The sequence below is a fragment of the Rudaea sp. 3F27F6 genome, from assembly GCF_005503555.1.
GTDB lineage: Bacteria > Pseudomonadota > Gammaproteobacteria > Xanthomonadales > Rhodanobacteraceae > Rudaea.
In genome coordinates this window covers 530,763-546,079 of sequence record NZ_SCNG01000002.1, presented here as the reverse complement: position 1 = coordinate 546,079, position 15,317 = coordinate 530,763, and the positions used below count along the sequence as shown (strand labels likewise).

Genomic DNA, 15,317 nt, shown 5'->3' with positions numbered 1-15,317 from the left:
ACGCGGCAGCACCGGATGAGGGAAGAGCCTTGCATGGCTCGCTGCCGCTCCAGATCGCAACGTGTTTCCCTCATCCGCCCTTTGGGCACCTTCTCCCGATGGGAGAAGGGAAGACAGGAGCAAAAGTCGTGAACGCACAACTCAAACCGACGCAGACATCGACCACGCAGACGCCGGCCAAGCACCCGCTGGCCGGCAAGAACCTGACCGGCGCGGATATCGTCGTACAGGTGCTTGCCGACGAGGGCGTCGACGTCGTATTTGGCTACTCGGGCGGCGCGATTTTGCCGGTCTACGATGCGGTGTTCCGCTATAACCACGAGCACAAGCACAACAACGGTGCTGCCGCCGCGGAAAGCGGCGACGTGCTGCCGCTGATCGTGCCGGCGAACGAGCAGGGCGCGGGTTTCATGGCGCAGGGTTATGCGCGCGCCTCGGGCAAGGTCGGCGTGGCGATCGTCACCTCCGGCCCCGGTGCGACGAACACGGTCACGCCGGTGCGCGACGCAATGGCCGACTCGATTCCGATCGTCGTCATCTGCGGCCAGGTGCCGACCGCGGCGATCGGCAGCGACGGATTCCAGGAGGCGCCAATCAGCAGCATCATGGGGGCGTGCGCGAAGCACGTCTTCCTCGTCACCGACGCATCGAAGCTCGAAGCGACGCTGCGTAGCGCGTTCGAGATCGCGCGTACCGGCCGCCCCGGCCCGGTCGTCGTCGATATTCCGAAGGACGTGCAGAACACCAATCTCGTTTTCGACGGCGCGGTGCGCCTGCCGTTGCCCGGGTATCGCGCGCGTCTCGACGATATCGCGCGGTCGTCGCTCGACGCCTCGGCATGCAAGACGTTTTTCGACGAGCTGGCCAAGGCCAAGCGGCCGCTGATCTATGCCGGCGGTGGTGTGATCCTCGCCGAAGCGGCGCAGGCGCTGCGCGCGTTCGCCGAGACGTTCGGCCTGCCGACGGTGACGACACTGATGGGCATCGGCGCAGCCGACACGACGCAGCCGCTGTCGCTGCACATGCTCGGCATGCACGGCACCGCGTTCGCCAACTACGCCGTGGAAGACTGCGATTTCCTTATCGCGGTCGGCAGCCGCTTCGACGATCGCGTCGCCGGTGTGCCGCACAAGTTCGCGGCCGGGGCGAAGTTCATCGCCCATCTCGACGTCGATCCGGCCGAGATCGACAAGGTCAAACGCGTCGACTGGCACCATCTCGGCGACCTCGTGCGCGCGCTCGACGGCCTGCGCGAATATGGGGTGAAGTCCGGCTTCGATCCGAAAGCGCAGGGCGCGTACGCGAGCTGGCATGCGCAAGTTGCAGAGCTGAAGAAGACCTACGCGATGAACTTCGACCGCAAGGCGGCGGTGATCCAGCCGTACGCGGTGATCGAAGAGATCAACAAGCACACGCAGGGGCGCGCAATCATCGCCACGGGTGTCGGCCAGCACCAGATGTGGGCCGCGCAGTATTTCGATTTCTGCGAGCCGCGGTTGTGGCTCACGTCCGGTTCGATGGGCACGATGGGTTTTGGCCTGCCCGCGGCGATCGGCGCCGCGTTCGCGCGCCGCGATGCAATCGTGATCGACATCGACGGCGACGCCTCGATCCGCATGAACCTCGGCGAGCTCGAGACGGTGACCACGTACAACCTGCCGATCAAGGTCGTCGTGCTCAACAACTACGGCGACGGCATGGTGCGGCAGTGGCAGAAGCTGTTCTTCAAGGGACGCTTCTCCGGCAGCGACAAGAGCCTGCACAAGAAGGATTTCGTCAAGGCCGCCCAGGCCGATGGTTTCCCCTATGCGGTAAGGCTCGACAAGCCCGAAGACCTGCCACGCGTGATCGCCGAATTCGTCGCCTTCGACGGCCCGGCCTTCCTCGAAGTCATCATCGATCCCGATGCCGGCGTCTATCCGATGGTCGGTCCCGGCATGGCCTACGCGGAAATGATCACCGGCGATTTCATTCCTTCGCGGCAGAAGCCGACGGGGCAGGAAGTCGGGCCGGCGGAAATGTTCTAGGACGCCGGCGATGCATCGCGGAAGCTGTCTATGCGGTACGGTTCGCTATGAAGTCGACGGCGACCTGCCGCCGCCGTACCTGTGCCACTGCCAGCGTTGCCGCAAGGCGCACGGCGGTGCGTTCGCAGCGGTGATCACGGTGCCGGCGGCCGCATTCCGCTTCGTCGGCGGGGAAGAGATGCTCGGCGACTTCTACCAGGCGGAATCGACCTTGCATCGCGTGTTCTGCAAGAACTGCGGTTCGCCGATCCTCAGCCGCCGCGACACGCTGCCGGATCTGGTCCGCATCCGCGCGGGGTCGCTCGACACGCCGTATGCCGTCAAGCCTGCCTCACATATTTTCGTCGGCTCGAAAGCCGACTGGTTCGATATTCGCGACACCGCTCCGCAATACGCCGAGCGCGCGTCCTGAAAAACTTTCCGGAGACTGACACCATGCGCAGAATCATTTCTATTCTTTTACAGAACGAAGCCGGTGCTCTCGCGCGCGTCGCCGGCATGTTTTCAGCGCGCGGTTACAACATCGAATCGCTCACGGTCGCGCCAACGCACGATGAGGCCGTGTCGCGCCTGACCCTGGTCACAGCGGGAAGCGATGCGGTGATCGACCAGATCATCAAGCAGTCGCGCAAACTGATCGACGTGCTCGAAATTGCCGATCTGACCAGCCGCGAGCATATCGAGACCGAACTGCTGATCCTCAAGCTCGACGTGCGCGCCGAAGCGCTGAGCGCCTTCGTCGCGGCCCTGCGCAAGTATCCGCGCGCGCAGGTGATCGACATCTCGGGCAACGTGCGCACGATCGAGTTCACCGGCAGCGGCGCCGAGGTCGGCGAGTTCCTCGCGGCATTCACGAAGATCGGCGAGATCGTCGAGCTGGCACGCAGCGGCACGGCTGCGGTCGAGCTTGGGGCGTCGGTGCTGTCGCACGCTTCGCCGCGACCGCGGCTGCAGTCGGCCTAGCGTTTCCCCTTGTCGAGCCGCCGTTCTCGTTGGCGCGAGAAAGGCGGCTCGCGCGTTTCCGCGGTTTGGAAATCCGCCATGCGCAGCTTTCATGTTGCGCTGCCGCGTGAAAACGTTTCCACGATTGGGCACCTTCTGCATGCCGTATGTCGTCGAAGAGCGCGTCTTCGGCATCACAAGCGGCTTTCCCGGCGACAAGACCTTCAGTGCATTTCGCGCACGCGGTCGAAGCGTTGTGATAACGGTACCATCGGCTTCGGAACACGTGCGAAGATAATGAGGACGAACCAAGATCCGCCATGTTCGTGGCGCAGTTTGCCGGCGACAGACCGTGGCTCGATGTGCGCGGTGATTTCTCCGCCGGTGGGCGACGGCATGGCTCTCGAACTCATTGCAAGCCTTAAGCGGGAGGGACGCTGAGTGGAGTCGGGGAGCGGGAAGACAAGCGCAGAGACGCTGCAATACACATCGGGCATCAGTCGCCGTGCCGCGCTCGGCGCGATCGCCGCAGTGGTCGGTGCAGGAGCGGCCTCGCTGCTGCCCGCGACGGCAGCGGAGTCCGCCGAGGCGGCGCCGCAGAAAGTCGCGCAGGGGAGGCTGAAACAATCCTTGTGCCGCTGGACGTCCAAAGCGCCGCTGCCCGAATTGTGCGCACGCCTGAAGACGATGGGCTTCGCCGGCATCGATCTGATCTTCCCGGACGAATGGGCCGTCGTGAACGACAGTGGCATCGCCGTATCGATGGGCTATCCGAGCAAGCGCGAAAAATTCATCGAAACCGGATTCAACGATCCGGCAAACCATGCGCTGCTGCTGAAGGAACTCGAAGCGGCGATTCCGCTCGCGAAGAAAGCCGGGGTGAAAAACCTGATCGCGATGTTCGGCAACCGCAATCCGTCGATCGACGAACGCAAGGCGGCCGACAATTGCATCGCGGGCTTGGCGAAGATCGCACCGCTCGCGGCCGAGAACGGCGTGACGATCTGCCTGGAGCTGCTCAACAGCAAGGTCGACCACAAAGGTTATCAAGGCGACCGCACCGCGTTCGGCGTGGACGTGATGAAGGGTGTCAATTCGCCGAACGTGAAGTTGCTCTACGACGTCTATCACATGCAGATCATGGAAGGCGACGTGATCCGCACGGTGCGCGACAACATCCAGTGGATCGGCCATTTCCACACCGGCGGCGTGCCGGGACGGCACGAAATCAACGGCACGCAGGAACTCAACTACCGCGCGATAGCAACGGCAATCGCCGACCTGAAGTACGACGGTTATTTCGCCCACGAATTTATGCCGACGCGGCCCGATCCGTTTGTGTCGTTCGCCGAAGCCGTCGAAATCTGCCGCGTCTAGGACCAGGAACCACAAGCTTATGAAAAATCGAAACGCCCGTCTTTTCACCGCGCCGGCCGCAATGGTTTTCGCCTTCGCACTGGCCGGTCATTCGTTCGCGCAGGCGCAGGCTGCGGCGCCCGCGCCGACCGATCCGAAGGCGACCGAGCAGTGGGAGCCGGTGCCTAAGATCGTCGCGCCCGGCGCGACGGACGGCGCGGCGCCAGCCGATGCGATCGTGCTGTTCGACGGCAAGAATCTCGATCTGTGGGAAACGGCCAAGGATGCCTCGCCCGCGCGCTGGAAAGTGCACGACGGCGTGGTCACCGTCGACAAAACGACGGGCAATATCCAGACCAAGCAGCGCTTCAAGAATTACCAGTTGCACCTGGAGTGGCAGGTGCCGCAAGGCATCACCGGCGAAGGCCAGGCGCGCGGCAACAGCGGTGTGTTTCTCGCCTCGACCGGGCCGGGCGACGAGGGCTACGAAATCCAGATTCTCGATTCGTACGACAACAAGACCTACGTCAACGGTCAGGCCGCGAGTGTGTACAAGCAGGCGCCGCCGCTGGCGAACGCGATGCGTGCGCCGGGCCAGTGGCAGAGCTACGACATCGTCTGGACGGCGCCGACGTTCGCCGCCGACGGCGCACTCAAGAGTCCGGCCTACGTGACCGTGCTGCACAACGGCGTGCTCGTGCAGGATCACTACGAACTGAAAGGCGAGACGGTGTACATCGGCAAGCCGAAGTACAAAGCCTACGGCGACGCCGCAATCAAGCTGCAGGCGCACGGCGATCCGTCGCCGCCGATCAGCTTCCGCAATATCTGGGTCCGCAAGTTGAATTAGAGAAAAGGGGAGTCTCTGTGTCGATACCGGCTGAAAACCGAACCGTGCAAACCTATGCGGGTGTGAAGCCCGTCGATGCGTCGCGGCTGTTCGTCGCGTCGTGCCTCGCGTTGCTCGTGACGTCGCTGACCTTCGCGCTGCGCGCGAAGATCGAAGGCGTGTTCCATGAGAGCTTCGGTTTGACCCGCGAAGAAATCGGTTGGGCGTTCGGCCCGGCGTTCTGGGGCTTCGCCGTCGCCACCTTTCTCGGCGGCGCTATCATCGATCAGGTGAAGACGCGCAATGTCCTGCGCATCGCCTTCGTCTGCCATCTGATCGGTCTCGTCGTGCTGTTGTTCGCCAAGGACAAGACTCTGCTGTTCGCGGCCAACGTATTTATCGGCTTCGCCAACGGCAGCGTCGAGGCAGCGTGCAATCCGCTCGTCACCACGCTGTATCCGCACGACAAGACCAAGATGCTCAACCGCTTCCATGTCTGGTTCCCGGGCGGCATCGTGATCGGCGGCGTGCTGTCGTGGTTGCTTATCTCGCAGCTCAATCTGCCATGGCAGGCGCTGACCGCGGTGCTGTTCCTGCCTCTCGCGCTGTACGGCTGGCTGTTCTTCGGCGAAACGATCCCGGAGACGGAGCGGGTGACGAGCGGCGTGTCCTACCGCGACATGTTTCGCCACGTCGGCGCGCCATGCACGATCATCGCCCTGGTCGGCTTCATGATCTTCGCGACCTCGCTGCCGATCGCGATCGACTTCAATGCGGTGTCCACCTGGATCGTGCTCGGTCTCGTTGTCGCCGCGATCGTGGTCGAGTCGCTCGTGGTCAACAAGACCAGTCTGCTGTTTCCGTTCATGGTGTTCTGTATGTTCCTGACCGCGTCGACCGAACTCGGCACGAACCAGTTCACCGGCGCCCTGCTCGAAAAGACCGGCATCGATCCGATCATCGTCCTCGTTGCGGTCACGGGCGTCATGGCGCTCGGCCGCTACTTCGCCGGCCCGCTCGTGCACGGGCTCAGCGCGGTCGGCGTGCTGCTCGCTTCGGCGCTCATTTCCGCGGTCGGCCTGTATCTGTACAGCATTGCGAATTCGCCGGGCAGCACGCTGTTCGCCGCGATCGTGTTCGCCGTCGGCGTCTGCTACTTCTGGCCGACCATGCTCGGTTTCGTCTCCGAACGCACGCCGCAGACCGGCGCGCTGGGGCTGTCGATCATGGGCGGCGCCGGCATGGTCGCGACCTCGTTCGTGCTGCCGATCATGGGCCATTCGATCGACACCGCGGGCCCGCAGCAGACATTGCGCTTTATGACGGTCCTGCCGGTGATTCTGATCGCCGCATTCGTGCTGCTGGCCTGGTATCTGCGCGGTCGCCGCGCCGGCAACGCGCACTGATTCGGACGGCCACAGCGCACTCTAGTTTTTTTCACTTCATTACCTATGCCGAGGAAATCTATGCACCCATCATCGCGCCGACAATTTCTTACCCGTGCGGCGAGCCTCGGTGCAGCGCTCGCCGTGTCGGGACTGCCGACTCGCCTATTCGCCAATCCGCTGAGCAAGCCGGTCGGCATCCAGTTGTGGACGGTCAACGACACGCTCAAGCACGATCCCGCGGGTACGCTGAACAAGCTCGGCAAGATCGGTTTCAAGGAAGTCGAGTCGGCGGGTTTTGCCGGCCTCGCGCCGAAGGAATTCCGCGGCCTGCTCGACGGCGCCGGCCTGCGCTGCCCGAGCGCGCATCTGCAGTTCGACATGGACAATCTCGGCAAGGCGTTCGACGAGGCGCATGCGCTCGGCGCGACCTACGCGGCCGCTTCGTCGTTGATCGAGCCGGTCGCCAAGGCGATGTCGACCAAGCTCGAATGGAAGTCGGCGATGAGCCGCGAAGAAGCCAAGCGCACGGTCGATGTGGCCAATCGCATCGGCGCGGCGGCGAAGCGCGCGGGCCTGCAGTTCGTTCTGCATAACCACGACCGCGAATTCGTCGATCTCGGTGGCGGTGAGGTCGGTTACGACATTGTCTGGCGCGAAACCGATCCGGCCCTGGTCCAGTTCGAGATCGATTGCGGCTGGATGGTGTTCGCCGGGCGCGATCCGGTCGATTACTTCAAGAAGTATCCGGGGCGCATTCCGCTGATCCACGTCAAGGATTTCCAGCCGAAGAAGAACAAGAACGGCGCGCCGATGAGCGAGGAGATGCTCGGCTCGGAACTCGGTCGCGGCACGGTCGACTACAAACCGATTTTCGCCGCGGCGAAAGCGGGCGGGCTCAAGCACTATTTCGCCGAGCAGGAAGGTCCGTTCTCGCGCATGAGCCAGCTCGAGGCGGCGCAGGTCGCCTACGACTACCTGCATTCGATCAGCTGATTTCGGAGACTGGGCTTCATCATGGAAAAGAATTCATTCGATGCAATCGTAGTCGGCACTGGCATCTCCGGCGGCTGGGCGGCGAAGGAACTGACCGAGAAGGGGCTCAAGACCCTGGTGCTCGACCGCGGGCGCATGGTTCGCCACGGCGAGTATCCGACCACGACCGACGATCCATGGAAACTGCCGTACGGCAACCGCGCGACGGCGCACGATCTCGACCGCCAGGCCAAGCAGGCGCGCACGGGTTACGCGATCGCGCAAGAATCAAAGCACTGGTTCGTCGACGACATCGACAATCCGTACGAAGAGAAGTATCGCTTCGACTGGATCCGCGGTTACCACGTCGGCGGCCGCTCGATCATGTGGGGCCGGCAGAGCTACCGCTGGAGCGAGATGGATTTCGAGGCGAACGCGAAGGACGGCGTCGCGGTCGACTGGCCGATCCGCTACGCCGATGTCGCGCCGTGGTACGACTACGTCGAGACGTTCATCGGCGTCAGCGGGCAGAACGAAGGTCTGGCACAGTTGCCCGACGGCAAATTTCTGCCGCCGATGGAACTCAACTGCGTCGAGCAGGAGTTCCAGCGCAAGCTCAAGGACAAGTTCGGACGCGCGCTGACGATCGGCCGCGCCGCGCATCTGACCGGCCCGCTGACTCATAACGAGAGCCCGCAGCGCAGCACCTGCCGCTACCGCAATCTGTGCATTCGCGGCTGTCCGTTCGGCGCCTATTTCAGCAGCAATTCGAGCACCCTGCCGGCCGCGCAGAAGACCGGCAATATGACCCTGGTGCCGAACGCGATCGTCTACGAACTGATCTACGACGACAAGAAGGGCAAGGCGACCGGCGTGCGCGTGCTCGACGCGGAGACGGGCGCGCAGACCGAGTATTTCGCCAAGGTGATTTTTCTCTGCGCCTCGGCGTTCGGTTCGACCCACATCATGCTGAACTCGCTGTCGAGCCGATTCCCGAACGGCTTCGGCAACGACAGCGGCGAGCTTGGCTGCAACATCATGGATCATCATTTTCTTGCCGGCGCGAGCGCGTCGGTCGAAGGCTTCGATGACCGCTACTACTCAGGCCGCCGTCCCAACGGTTTCTACATTCCGCGCTACCGCAATCTCGGCAAGGAGAAGCGCGACTATCTGCGCGGCTTCGGCTACCAGGGCGGCGCTTCGCGCGCGGGCTGGAGCGGCCTGGAATACGCCGACGAAATCGGCGACGACCTGAAGAAGAAGGCGCAGGCGCCGGGGCCGTGGAATATCGGCATGACCGCGTTCGGCGAAATCCTGCCGCACCACGACAACCGCGTGAGCCTCGATCGCGGCAAGAAGGACAAGTTCGGCTTGCCGATCCTGTCGTTCGATGCGCGTCTGCGCGACAACGAGCTGCGCATGCGCAAGGACATGATCAACGACGCGGCCGAGATGCTCGAATCGGCCGGCTACCGCGACGTGCGCGTCATGGACGGCGAATACGGCATCGGCCTCGGCATCCACGAGATGGGCACGGCGCGCATGGGCCGCGATGCGAAAACATCGGTGCTCAATTCGTGGAACCAGGTGCACGCGTGCAAGAACGTTTTCGTCACCGACGGCGCGTGCATGACGTCCTCGGCCTGCCAGAATCCGTCGCTGACTTACATGGCCCTGACCGCGCGCGCGGTCGGCCACGCGGTGGAAGAACTCAAGCGCCAGAACATTTGAGGACGGAAAGATGAATCGTCGCGAAGTACTGCAACGCGTCGCCGCCCTGATGGGCGGTGCGCTCACCATCCCGGCGTTCGCCGCGCCCGAAGCCTATGCGAAGGCGACCGCCGCGGACTGGAAGCCATCCGTGCTCGACAAGGAGCAATTCGCCCTGGTTTCGCGCATCGTCGACCTTATGCTGCCGCGCACCGGCACGCCGGGTGCGCTCGACGTCGGCGTGCCGGCTTTCATCGACACGATGCTCAAAGCGGTCTGCTCGCGCGCGGCGCGGGAGCACTATCTGCAAGGCCTGCGTGATTTCGATACCGCAGCGCAGGCGCAGCACGGCAAACCGTTCCTCAAGCTCGAAGCAGCGCAGCAGAAGGCGCTGATCCAGCGCCAGCAGGAGGCCGCGATCGCGGACGAGCACAGCGCCGCGGCGCAGAAGCAGAAAGATCTCTGGCAGGAAGTGCGCAGCACCAAAATGCTCGAGCAGCGCACGAAGGCGGAAGGCCCAGGGCGCAAGCGGTCGTTCATCCTGACCACGAAAGAACTCGCGTTGCTCGGCTTCTTCACCTCCGAGCCGGGCGCGACGCAGGTGCTGCAATACGTGGCGATACCGGGTGCGTATCACGGCTGCGTGCCGGTCAATCAGGCCGGCAACGGCAAGCGCTGGGCGACGTAGCGGGCTGCATCCACACGGCGTGAAGAATCCGCTATCGTTGCGATCTGGTCGCAACGCGCGGATCTACGCCCATGAGTCGTAGTTATCGCTTTCGCATCGTCAATGTGTTCGCCGAGTCCAAGCTCAGCGGCAATCCGCTCGCCGTGGTCGAGGACGCGCAGGGTTTGAGCGAAGCCGAGATGCAGCAGCTCGCCCTGCAGTTCAACCTCTCGGAATCGACCTTTATTTTTGCGCTCGGCACCGGTCGCGAAGAGAGCGGGGCGGCGGTGCCGGGGCGCGCGACGCCGGTCTCTCCGAGCGAGGCCGATGCGCGAGTGCGCATCTTCACTCCGACTTTCGAGATGCCGTTCGCCGGCCACCCCACGCTCGGCACCGCGCACGTATTGCGCGCGCTCAAGTACGGCGGCGATGCGGTGCGGTTGTATCTGAACGTCGGTGCGATTCCCGTCACCGCGCAAGGCGATGTGTGGACGCTGACCGCGAACGTGCCGACGCATCGCGCCTATGAGTACTCGCGTGCGCAGATCGCACAGGCGCTCGGCCTGCAAGAAGACGACATCGCCGGCGATCCGCTGTGGATGAACGTCGGCGTGGAACAATTGATCGTGCCGCTGGTGAGTGCGGATGCCGTGCGGCGCACGGACCCGCAGCCGGGCGCTTTCGTCGATTACTGCAGCAACGAGCGCGAAGCGCACGCCTACGTCTATGCGCAGGACGGCGCATCGCGCGTGTTCAGCCGATATTTCTGGCGGCAGCACGGCGCGATTCTCGAAGACCCGGGCACCGGCTCGGCCTGCGCGAATCTCGGCGGCTATCTGCTCGCGAGCGGCGCATCGACGCCGTTCGCCTTCGATGTGCATCAAGGTGTGGCGACGGGACGGCCGTGTCTCTTGCATCTGAACGTGGATGCCGAGCGGCGCATCCATGTCGGTGGCCGGGTGATCGAACTGATGCACGGCGAGCTGCAATTAGATTGAAGGCTGCGCAGATCGCAGGCCCGCACTTTTGCTGCGATTGGTTTCGCTAGGAGTTCGCTGTGAACAACACGCGCATCGTTTCCATCGGCTGCTTCGTCGTGGCGGCATTGGCAACACTGTTGACTTGCACATCGTCGAGAGCGGCAGAGGCGATCGAGCCGCTGGTCGGAACCTGGCGCATCGAGCGCTTCACCGACACCGATGCCGCGGGAAAGATTTCTTATCCGTACGGAGAGCACCCCAAGGGCTACATCGTGTACGACGCAAGCGGACACGTGCATGTGCAGATCATGCGCATGCCGGCGGCGGCGCCGTTCGCATCGGGCGACGATGCGAACGGCACGAACGACGAAGTGCGCGCGGCTTACCGCGGTTACGTCGCTTACTTCGGCACCTATCGCATCGATGCGCAGAAGGGCCTTGTCGTGCACGGGATAGAAGGCAGCTTGATGCCGAGTTATCTCGGCACGGATCAGCCGCGCCCGTTCCGCATCGAGGGCGACGTGCTGACCATCGAGGGCGACAGCGGCGGCGTCCATTTCCTGCGCCAATTGCGCCGCGTGCGCTGACAGGACGCGACGTCGTCCTGCCGTCATGCGCAATCCGCAGCGGCCGTATTGATCGGCAGGCGGTGCGACGCCGCATGCTCAATTCGATCGGAAGCGCGATCCAGCCGCGCCTCCGATCTTTCATCGACGAACCCTCTGTGGCCGTCGAGGTTTACCAGCGATAGCTCGCCGTGGCGATCGTGGTGCGCCGGTCCGCGTAGTAGCAGGTGCCGTAGCCGCAGTTGGTGAGATAGGTCTTATTGGCGAGATTGCGCAGGTTGAGCGCGAAGTCCCAGCGCTCTAAACGATAGCCGAGCATGGCGTCGAATACCGTTGCGGCGGGTATCGGAATCGGCGTCGTGGCACCGTCGCCGCGCGTCGAACTGCCGTAGCGCGCGCCGAGGCCGGCCCTGAAACCGTTGTCGAACGCGTAGTCGGCCCATAGCGAGAGCGCGTTCCGCGGCACCGCCATAAGCTGCTTGCCGATTTCGGCGGGATTGCTGCTCGCGGTGATGACCGCCCGCTGTGTGTAAGTGTAGGCGGCGGTGAAATTGAGGCGCGGAATCAGTTCGACGTTGGCTTCCAACTCCAGGCCGCGCACGCCGACTTCGCCGGTCTGCCGCGGAATGAACTGCTGGTCGCTGGTGATGTAGTTCTGCCGGCGTACGTCGAACACGGCGGCGCTGTAGGTCTCGTTACGCCCCGGCGGCTGATAGCGGATGCCGGCTTCGTACTGGCGCCCGGTTTCGGGCTTGAACGGGATACCGGTGCGCGGATCGATCGTTGCGGTCGGCGAAAACGATTCGGTGTAGCTGACGTACGGCGCCCAGCCGTCCGGTGTGACGTAGAGCAGGCCCGCGCGGCCGCTGAACTTGTGGTCCGGGAAGCGCGTGGTCGTGCCGTCGAGGCGGCTGTCGAGAACGCTCGAAGCGCGATCGAAACGCCCGCCCAGAGTAAGCAGCCAGCGCTCGTTCCAACGTATCTGGTCCTGCACGTAGAGGCCGGTCTGGCTCAGTCGCGTGATGCCGTCGACGTAAGGCGCGGACGGCACGATCGGGCCGCCGTAGACCGGCGCATAGATGTCGAGCAGCGGCGCGGTACCGCCGTAGACCGTGGTCTGATCGAGGCGTAGCCGCTGATAGTCGAGGCCGAACAACAGTTTGTGCTGCCATTCGCCGAACACGAGGTCGCCTTCGACCTGATTGTCGAGGGCGAGCGCGGCGGTGTTCTCTCGGCTGCCGAACACAGTTCTCGACAAGTAGCGGAAATTGATCGGGTCGAGCGGATCATCCGCATTCAAGGTCGCGAACTGCGGGCCCCACAATTGCGCGTAACGCAATTTGAGATGGCCGTAGCGCAGGTTCTGGCGCACGCCCCACGTCTCGTTGAAACGATGCTCGAACTGATAGCCGATCAGTTGTTGGTCCTGATCGAAGCGATTGAAATGCGGGTCGCCGGCGAACAGCGACGTCGGAATCTTCGTACCGATCGGAGTTGGCACGAGCGTGCCGGATTGGGGAAAGAAACGGTTGTAGACGCCGGCGTGAACGCGCGTGAACGAGCTCAGCAGGTTCAGCGTCGTGTCTTCCGTGGGCCGCCACGTCAGCGCCGGTGCGAGGAAGTAGCGATTGTCCGGCATGCCGCCGGCCGGCAGTTCCGCGTTGCGCGCGAGACCGGTGACGCGATAGAGCAGGCTGTGATCCGCATTCAACGGGCCGCTGAAATCGCCGGCGATCTGGCGCCGGTCGTAGCTGCCGAGCTGGAATTGCACTTCGTGCAGCGGCGTCTCTTCGGGTTTCTTGCTGACCACGTTGATCACGCCGCCAGGACCGGTCTGCCCGTACAGCACCGAAGCCGGGCCGCGCAGCACTTCTATCTGCTCGGTGCCGTAGTTCTCCGTCTGCCACACGCCCCAGGTGCCGTTGTTTCGCAGCGGCAGTCCGTCCAGATAAAACCCCGGCGAGTAGGCATCGAAGCCGCGCAGGACGATCCAGTTGAAGCGCGAATCGCTGCCGTAGTGAGTGATGCCGACGCCCGGCGTATAGCCGAGCGCTTGCTCGGCAGTCAGCGCGCCGATCGCTGCGATGCGCTTGGCGTCGATGATCGAAATGGATTGCGGCGTTTCGATCACCGCCGTGTCGGTCTTGGTGCCCGCGCTGGCGCGTTTGTTTGCGCGCGTGGCGGTGACGTTCACGGCCGGCAGCACGGCATCCGCGGTTGCGCCGTTCGCGGCATGCTCGTCGGCGTCGGGCACGGCGGTCGGCGAAGACGGTTGCGCAAAAGCGGAATCGTCATGCAACAAGATACTCAGGAACGCGATCGCCGCGGCGATTCGCCGCAGGGCAGCGCAAGCCGAGCGCGCGGAATCGGCACTAGTTCGCGAAGACGGTGCGGGTAAATCGGCAACGCAGCGATGCGCGCGAACGGAATTGCAGCAGATAGGCTGCGACAAGAGTAGAGACATGTGAGCTTCCAGAGAGAAGGGCGGACGGTAGAAACCGGCGCGGGCTGGAAGCATCTGGCTTGCGCGAATCGGCGACGATTGTAGCGGTAGCGGCAACTCGTTGGAACTCCCGGTCGTGGCGGGGGGATTGAATCCGGCGAGCGCGACGATCGAGGCTGCAGTCGCATGTGGGCGTGATGGTCACTGCGACACGCGTCATCTCCACGCGGACATGATCCTCATCGTCCAGTTCTCGAACTCAATCGAGTCTTCAATGAGCCGCGCGACGGTGGCGTGCCTCGATCGAGTATCGGTCAAGAAACGGGAACAGTCCATCCAGCCGGAGCGGTCCAGCTTGAGCATTCGACGCGTCCTGCATATAGTTGCATAGTACAACTATATGGATTTTGCCATGGCCGACCTTTCTTCGACTATCCAGCACATCCGTTCTGCCTCGCGCCAGCTTGTTCGCGAGTTTGGTTTCATGGGTGGCGACTTCGCCGGCACGGAACTGTCGCCGTCGGCCGTGCATGCCTTGATCGAAATCAACGCGGCTCCGGGCATCTCGGCGCGTCACCTCGGCGAGCTTCTTCGCTTGGAAAAATCGAGCATCAGCCGCTTGCTGCGCAAGCTCGTCTTGTCGGGCGATGTTTTGGAGCGTGCGGACAAGGACGACAGCCGGATGAAAAGCTTGTTCTTGAGCAGGGCGGGGAAGCGGCGCGTCGCGGCGATCGATTCTTTCGCCGATACGCAGGTATCGACCGCGCTGAAGCGGTTGGGGTCCGGAAAAGACCGAACGGTCGTCGAAGGGCTGCGCCTCTATGCCGCGGCGCTTGCCGCAGAAGCCGTGCCTTCCGTTCTGCCTAAGCGCAAGATGGTCCGCGGATACCGTCCCGGTATCATCGCCAGGATCACCCAGATGCATGCGCTCTATTACGCTCGAAGCTCGGGCTTCGGCCAGCGTTTCGAGTCGGTCGTGGCCGCCGGATTGGCCGACTTTTGCGGGCGCCTCGACGATCCGCGCAATGCGCTATGGACCGTCGTGCAGGAAAACGACATCGTCGGCTCCGTCGCCATAGACGGCGAAGACCTCGGCGCGAACATCGCCCATCTGCGTTGGTTCATCGTCGACGACTCGGCGCGGGGAAGTGGAGCGGGGCGCAAGCTGCTGTCAGCGGCGCTCGCTTTCGCCGATGAGCAGGGGTTTGCGGAAACCCATCTGTGGACGTTCGACGGCTTGTCGGTCGCGCGCCATCTTTACGAAGCGCATGGCTTCGTCTGCGTCGAGGAGCATCCCGGCAATCAGTGGGGCCGTGAAGTTCTCGAGCAGCGCTTCGTCAGGCCGCGGGTTCGGTAATTCGTTGGCACGTCGCTGCAGCGGGCTTTGAGCAATTCAGTTCTTAGTGCGGAATCGTACCGAGCAACGCTCACCCCTGT

14 protein-coding genes are annotated in these 15,317 nt (G+C 63.5%); 12 read left to right on the top strand and 2 right to left on the bottom strand.

All coding sequences use genetic code 11. From position 1 onward, the window contains the following. The first annotated feature begins 128 nt into the window (after positions 1 to 128). From ilvB to ilvN, 3 genes are read left to right on the top strand one after another with little or no spacing between them, the layout of a single operon-like run. On the top strand, positions 129 to 2,027 hold the full coding sequence (gene ilvB / locus FFS30_RS10180; RefSeq protein ID WP_137913024.1) for a biosynthetic-type acetolactate synthase large subunit: 1,899 nt from the start codon (positions 129 to 131) through the stop codon (positions 2,025 to 2,027). A gap of 10 nt (positions 2,028 to 2,037) precedes the next feature. Then, positions 2,038 to 2,439 carry a GFA family protein gene (locus tag FFS30_RS10175; protein ID WP_137913023.1) on the top strand — a complete coding sequence of 134 codons (402 nt, stop codon included), beginning with the start codon at positions 2,038 to 2,040 and terminating at the stop codon, positions 2,437 to 2,439. A 23-nt stretch (positions 2,440 to 2,462) separates the two neighbouring features. Further along, complete coding sequence (gene ilvN, locus FFS30_RS10170) at positions 2,463 to 2,990, top strand: acetolactate synthase small subunit (protein WP_137913022.1); 528 nt, start codon at positions 2,463 to 2,465, stop codon at positions 2,988 to 2,990. A 203-nt stretch (positions 2,991 to 3,193) separates the two neighbouring features. Here ilvN and FFS30_RS23815 read toward each other — a convergent pair whose 3' ends face one another. Then, on the bottom strand, positions 3,194 to 3,367 hold the full coding sequence (locus tag FFS30_RS23815) for a hypothetical protein (RefSeq protein WP_171014550.1): 174 nt from the start codon (positions 3,365 to 3,367) through the stop codon (positions 3,194 to 3,196). A 43-nt stretch (positions 3,368 to 3,410) separates the two neighbouring features. On the opposite strand from FFS30_RS23815, the gene FFS30_RS10165 reads away from it, so the two are divergent. From FFS30_RS10165 to FFS30_RS10130, 8 genes are all read left to right on the top strand, one after another. Continuing rightward, positions 3,411 to 4,346, top strand: coding sequence for a TIM barrel protein (locus FFS30_RS10165; protein WP_249352366.1), 936 nt, complete (start codon positions 3,411 to 3,413; stop codon positions 4,344 to 4,346). A 19-nt stretch (positions 4,347 to 4,365) separates the two neighbouring features. Beyond that, entirely contained in the window at positions 4,366 to 5,175 is an 810-nt protein-coding gene (locus tag FFS30_RS10160) for a DUF1080 domain-containing protein (RefSeq protein ID WP_137913021.1), read from the top strand. Positions 5,176 to 5,219: 44 nt separating this feature from the next. Continuing rightward, positions 5,220 to 6,560 carry an MFS transporter gene (locus FFS30_RS10155; RefSeq protein WP_249352363.1) on the top strand — a complete coding sequence of 447 codons (1,341 nt, stop codon included), beginning with the start codon at positions 5,220 to 5,222 and terminating at the stop codon, positions 6,558 to 6,560. Positions 6,561 to 6,620: 60 nt separating this feature from the next. After that, on the top strand, positions 6,621 to 7,535 hold the full coding sequence (locus FFS30_RS10150; RefSeq protein WP_137913020.1) for a sugar phosphate isomerase/epimerase: 915 nt from the start codon (positions 6,621 to 6,623) through the stop codon (positions 7,533 to 7,535). A 21-nt stretch (positions 7,536 to 7,556) separates the two neighbouring features. Beyond that, entirely contained in the window at positions 7,557 to 9,245 is a 1,689-nt protein-coding gene (locus FFS30_RS10145; protein ID WP_137913019.1) for a GMC family oxidoreductase, read from the top strand. 10 nt (positions 9,246 to 9,255) lie between these two features. Continuing rightward, entirely contained in the window at positions 9,256 to 9,912 is a 657-nt protein-coding gene (locus FFS30_RS10140) for a gluconate 2-dehydrogenase subunit 3 family protein (RefSeq protein ID WP_137913018.1), read from the top strand. Between the two features lie 71 nt (positions 9,913 to 9,983). Next, entirely contained in the window at positions 9,984 to 10,889 is a 906-nt protein-coding gene (locus FFS30_RS10135) for a PhzF family phenazine biosynthesis protein (protein ID WP_137913017.1), read from the top strand. A gap of 59 nt (positions 10,890 to 10,948) precedes the next feature. Beyond that, positions 10,949 to 11,458: a lipocalin-like domain-containing protein gene (locus FFS30_RS10130; RefSeq protein ID WP_137913016.1), complete on the top strand. Its 510-nt coding sequence runs from the start codon at positions 10,949 to 10,951 to the stop codon at positions 11,456 to 11,458. 151 nt (positions 11,459 to 11,609) lie between these two features. Here FFS30_RS10130 and FFS30_RS10125 read toward each other — a convergent pair whose 3' ends face one another. Then, complete coding sequence (locus FFS30_RS10125) at positions 11,610 to 13,736, bottom strand: TonB-dependent siderophore receptor (protein ID WP_249352361.1); 2,127 nt, start codon at positions 13,734 to 13,736, stop codon at positions 11,610 to 11,612. Between the two features lie 544 nt (positions 13,737 to 14,280). On the opposite strand from FFS30_RS10125, the gene FFS30_RS10120 reads away from it, so the two are divergent. Continuing rightward, positions 14,281 to 15,237 (top strand): helix-turn-helix domain-containing GNAT family N-acetyltransferase, encoded by a 957-nt coding sequence (locus tag FFS30_RS10120; protein WP_137913014.1) that lies wholly within the window; start codon positions 14,281 to 14,283, stop codon positions 15,235 to 15,237. Positions 15,238 to 15,317 lie beyond the last annotated feature (80 nt).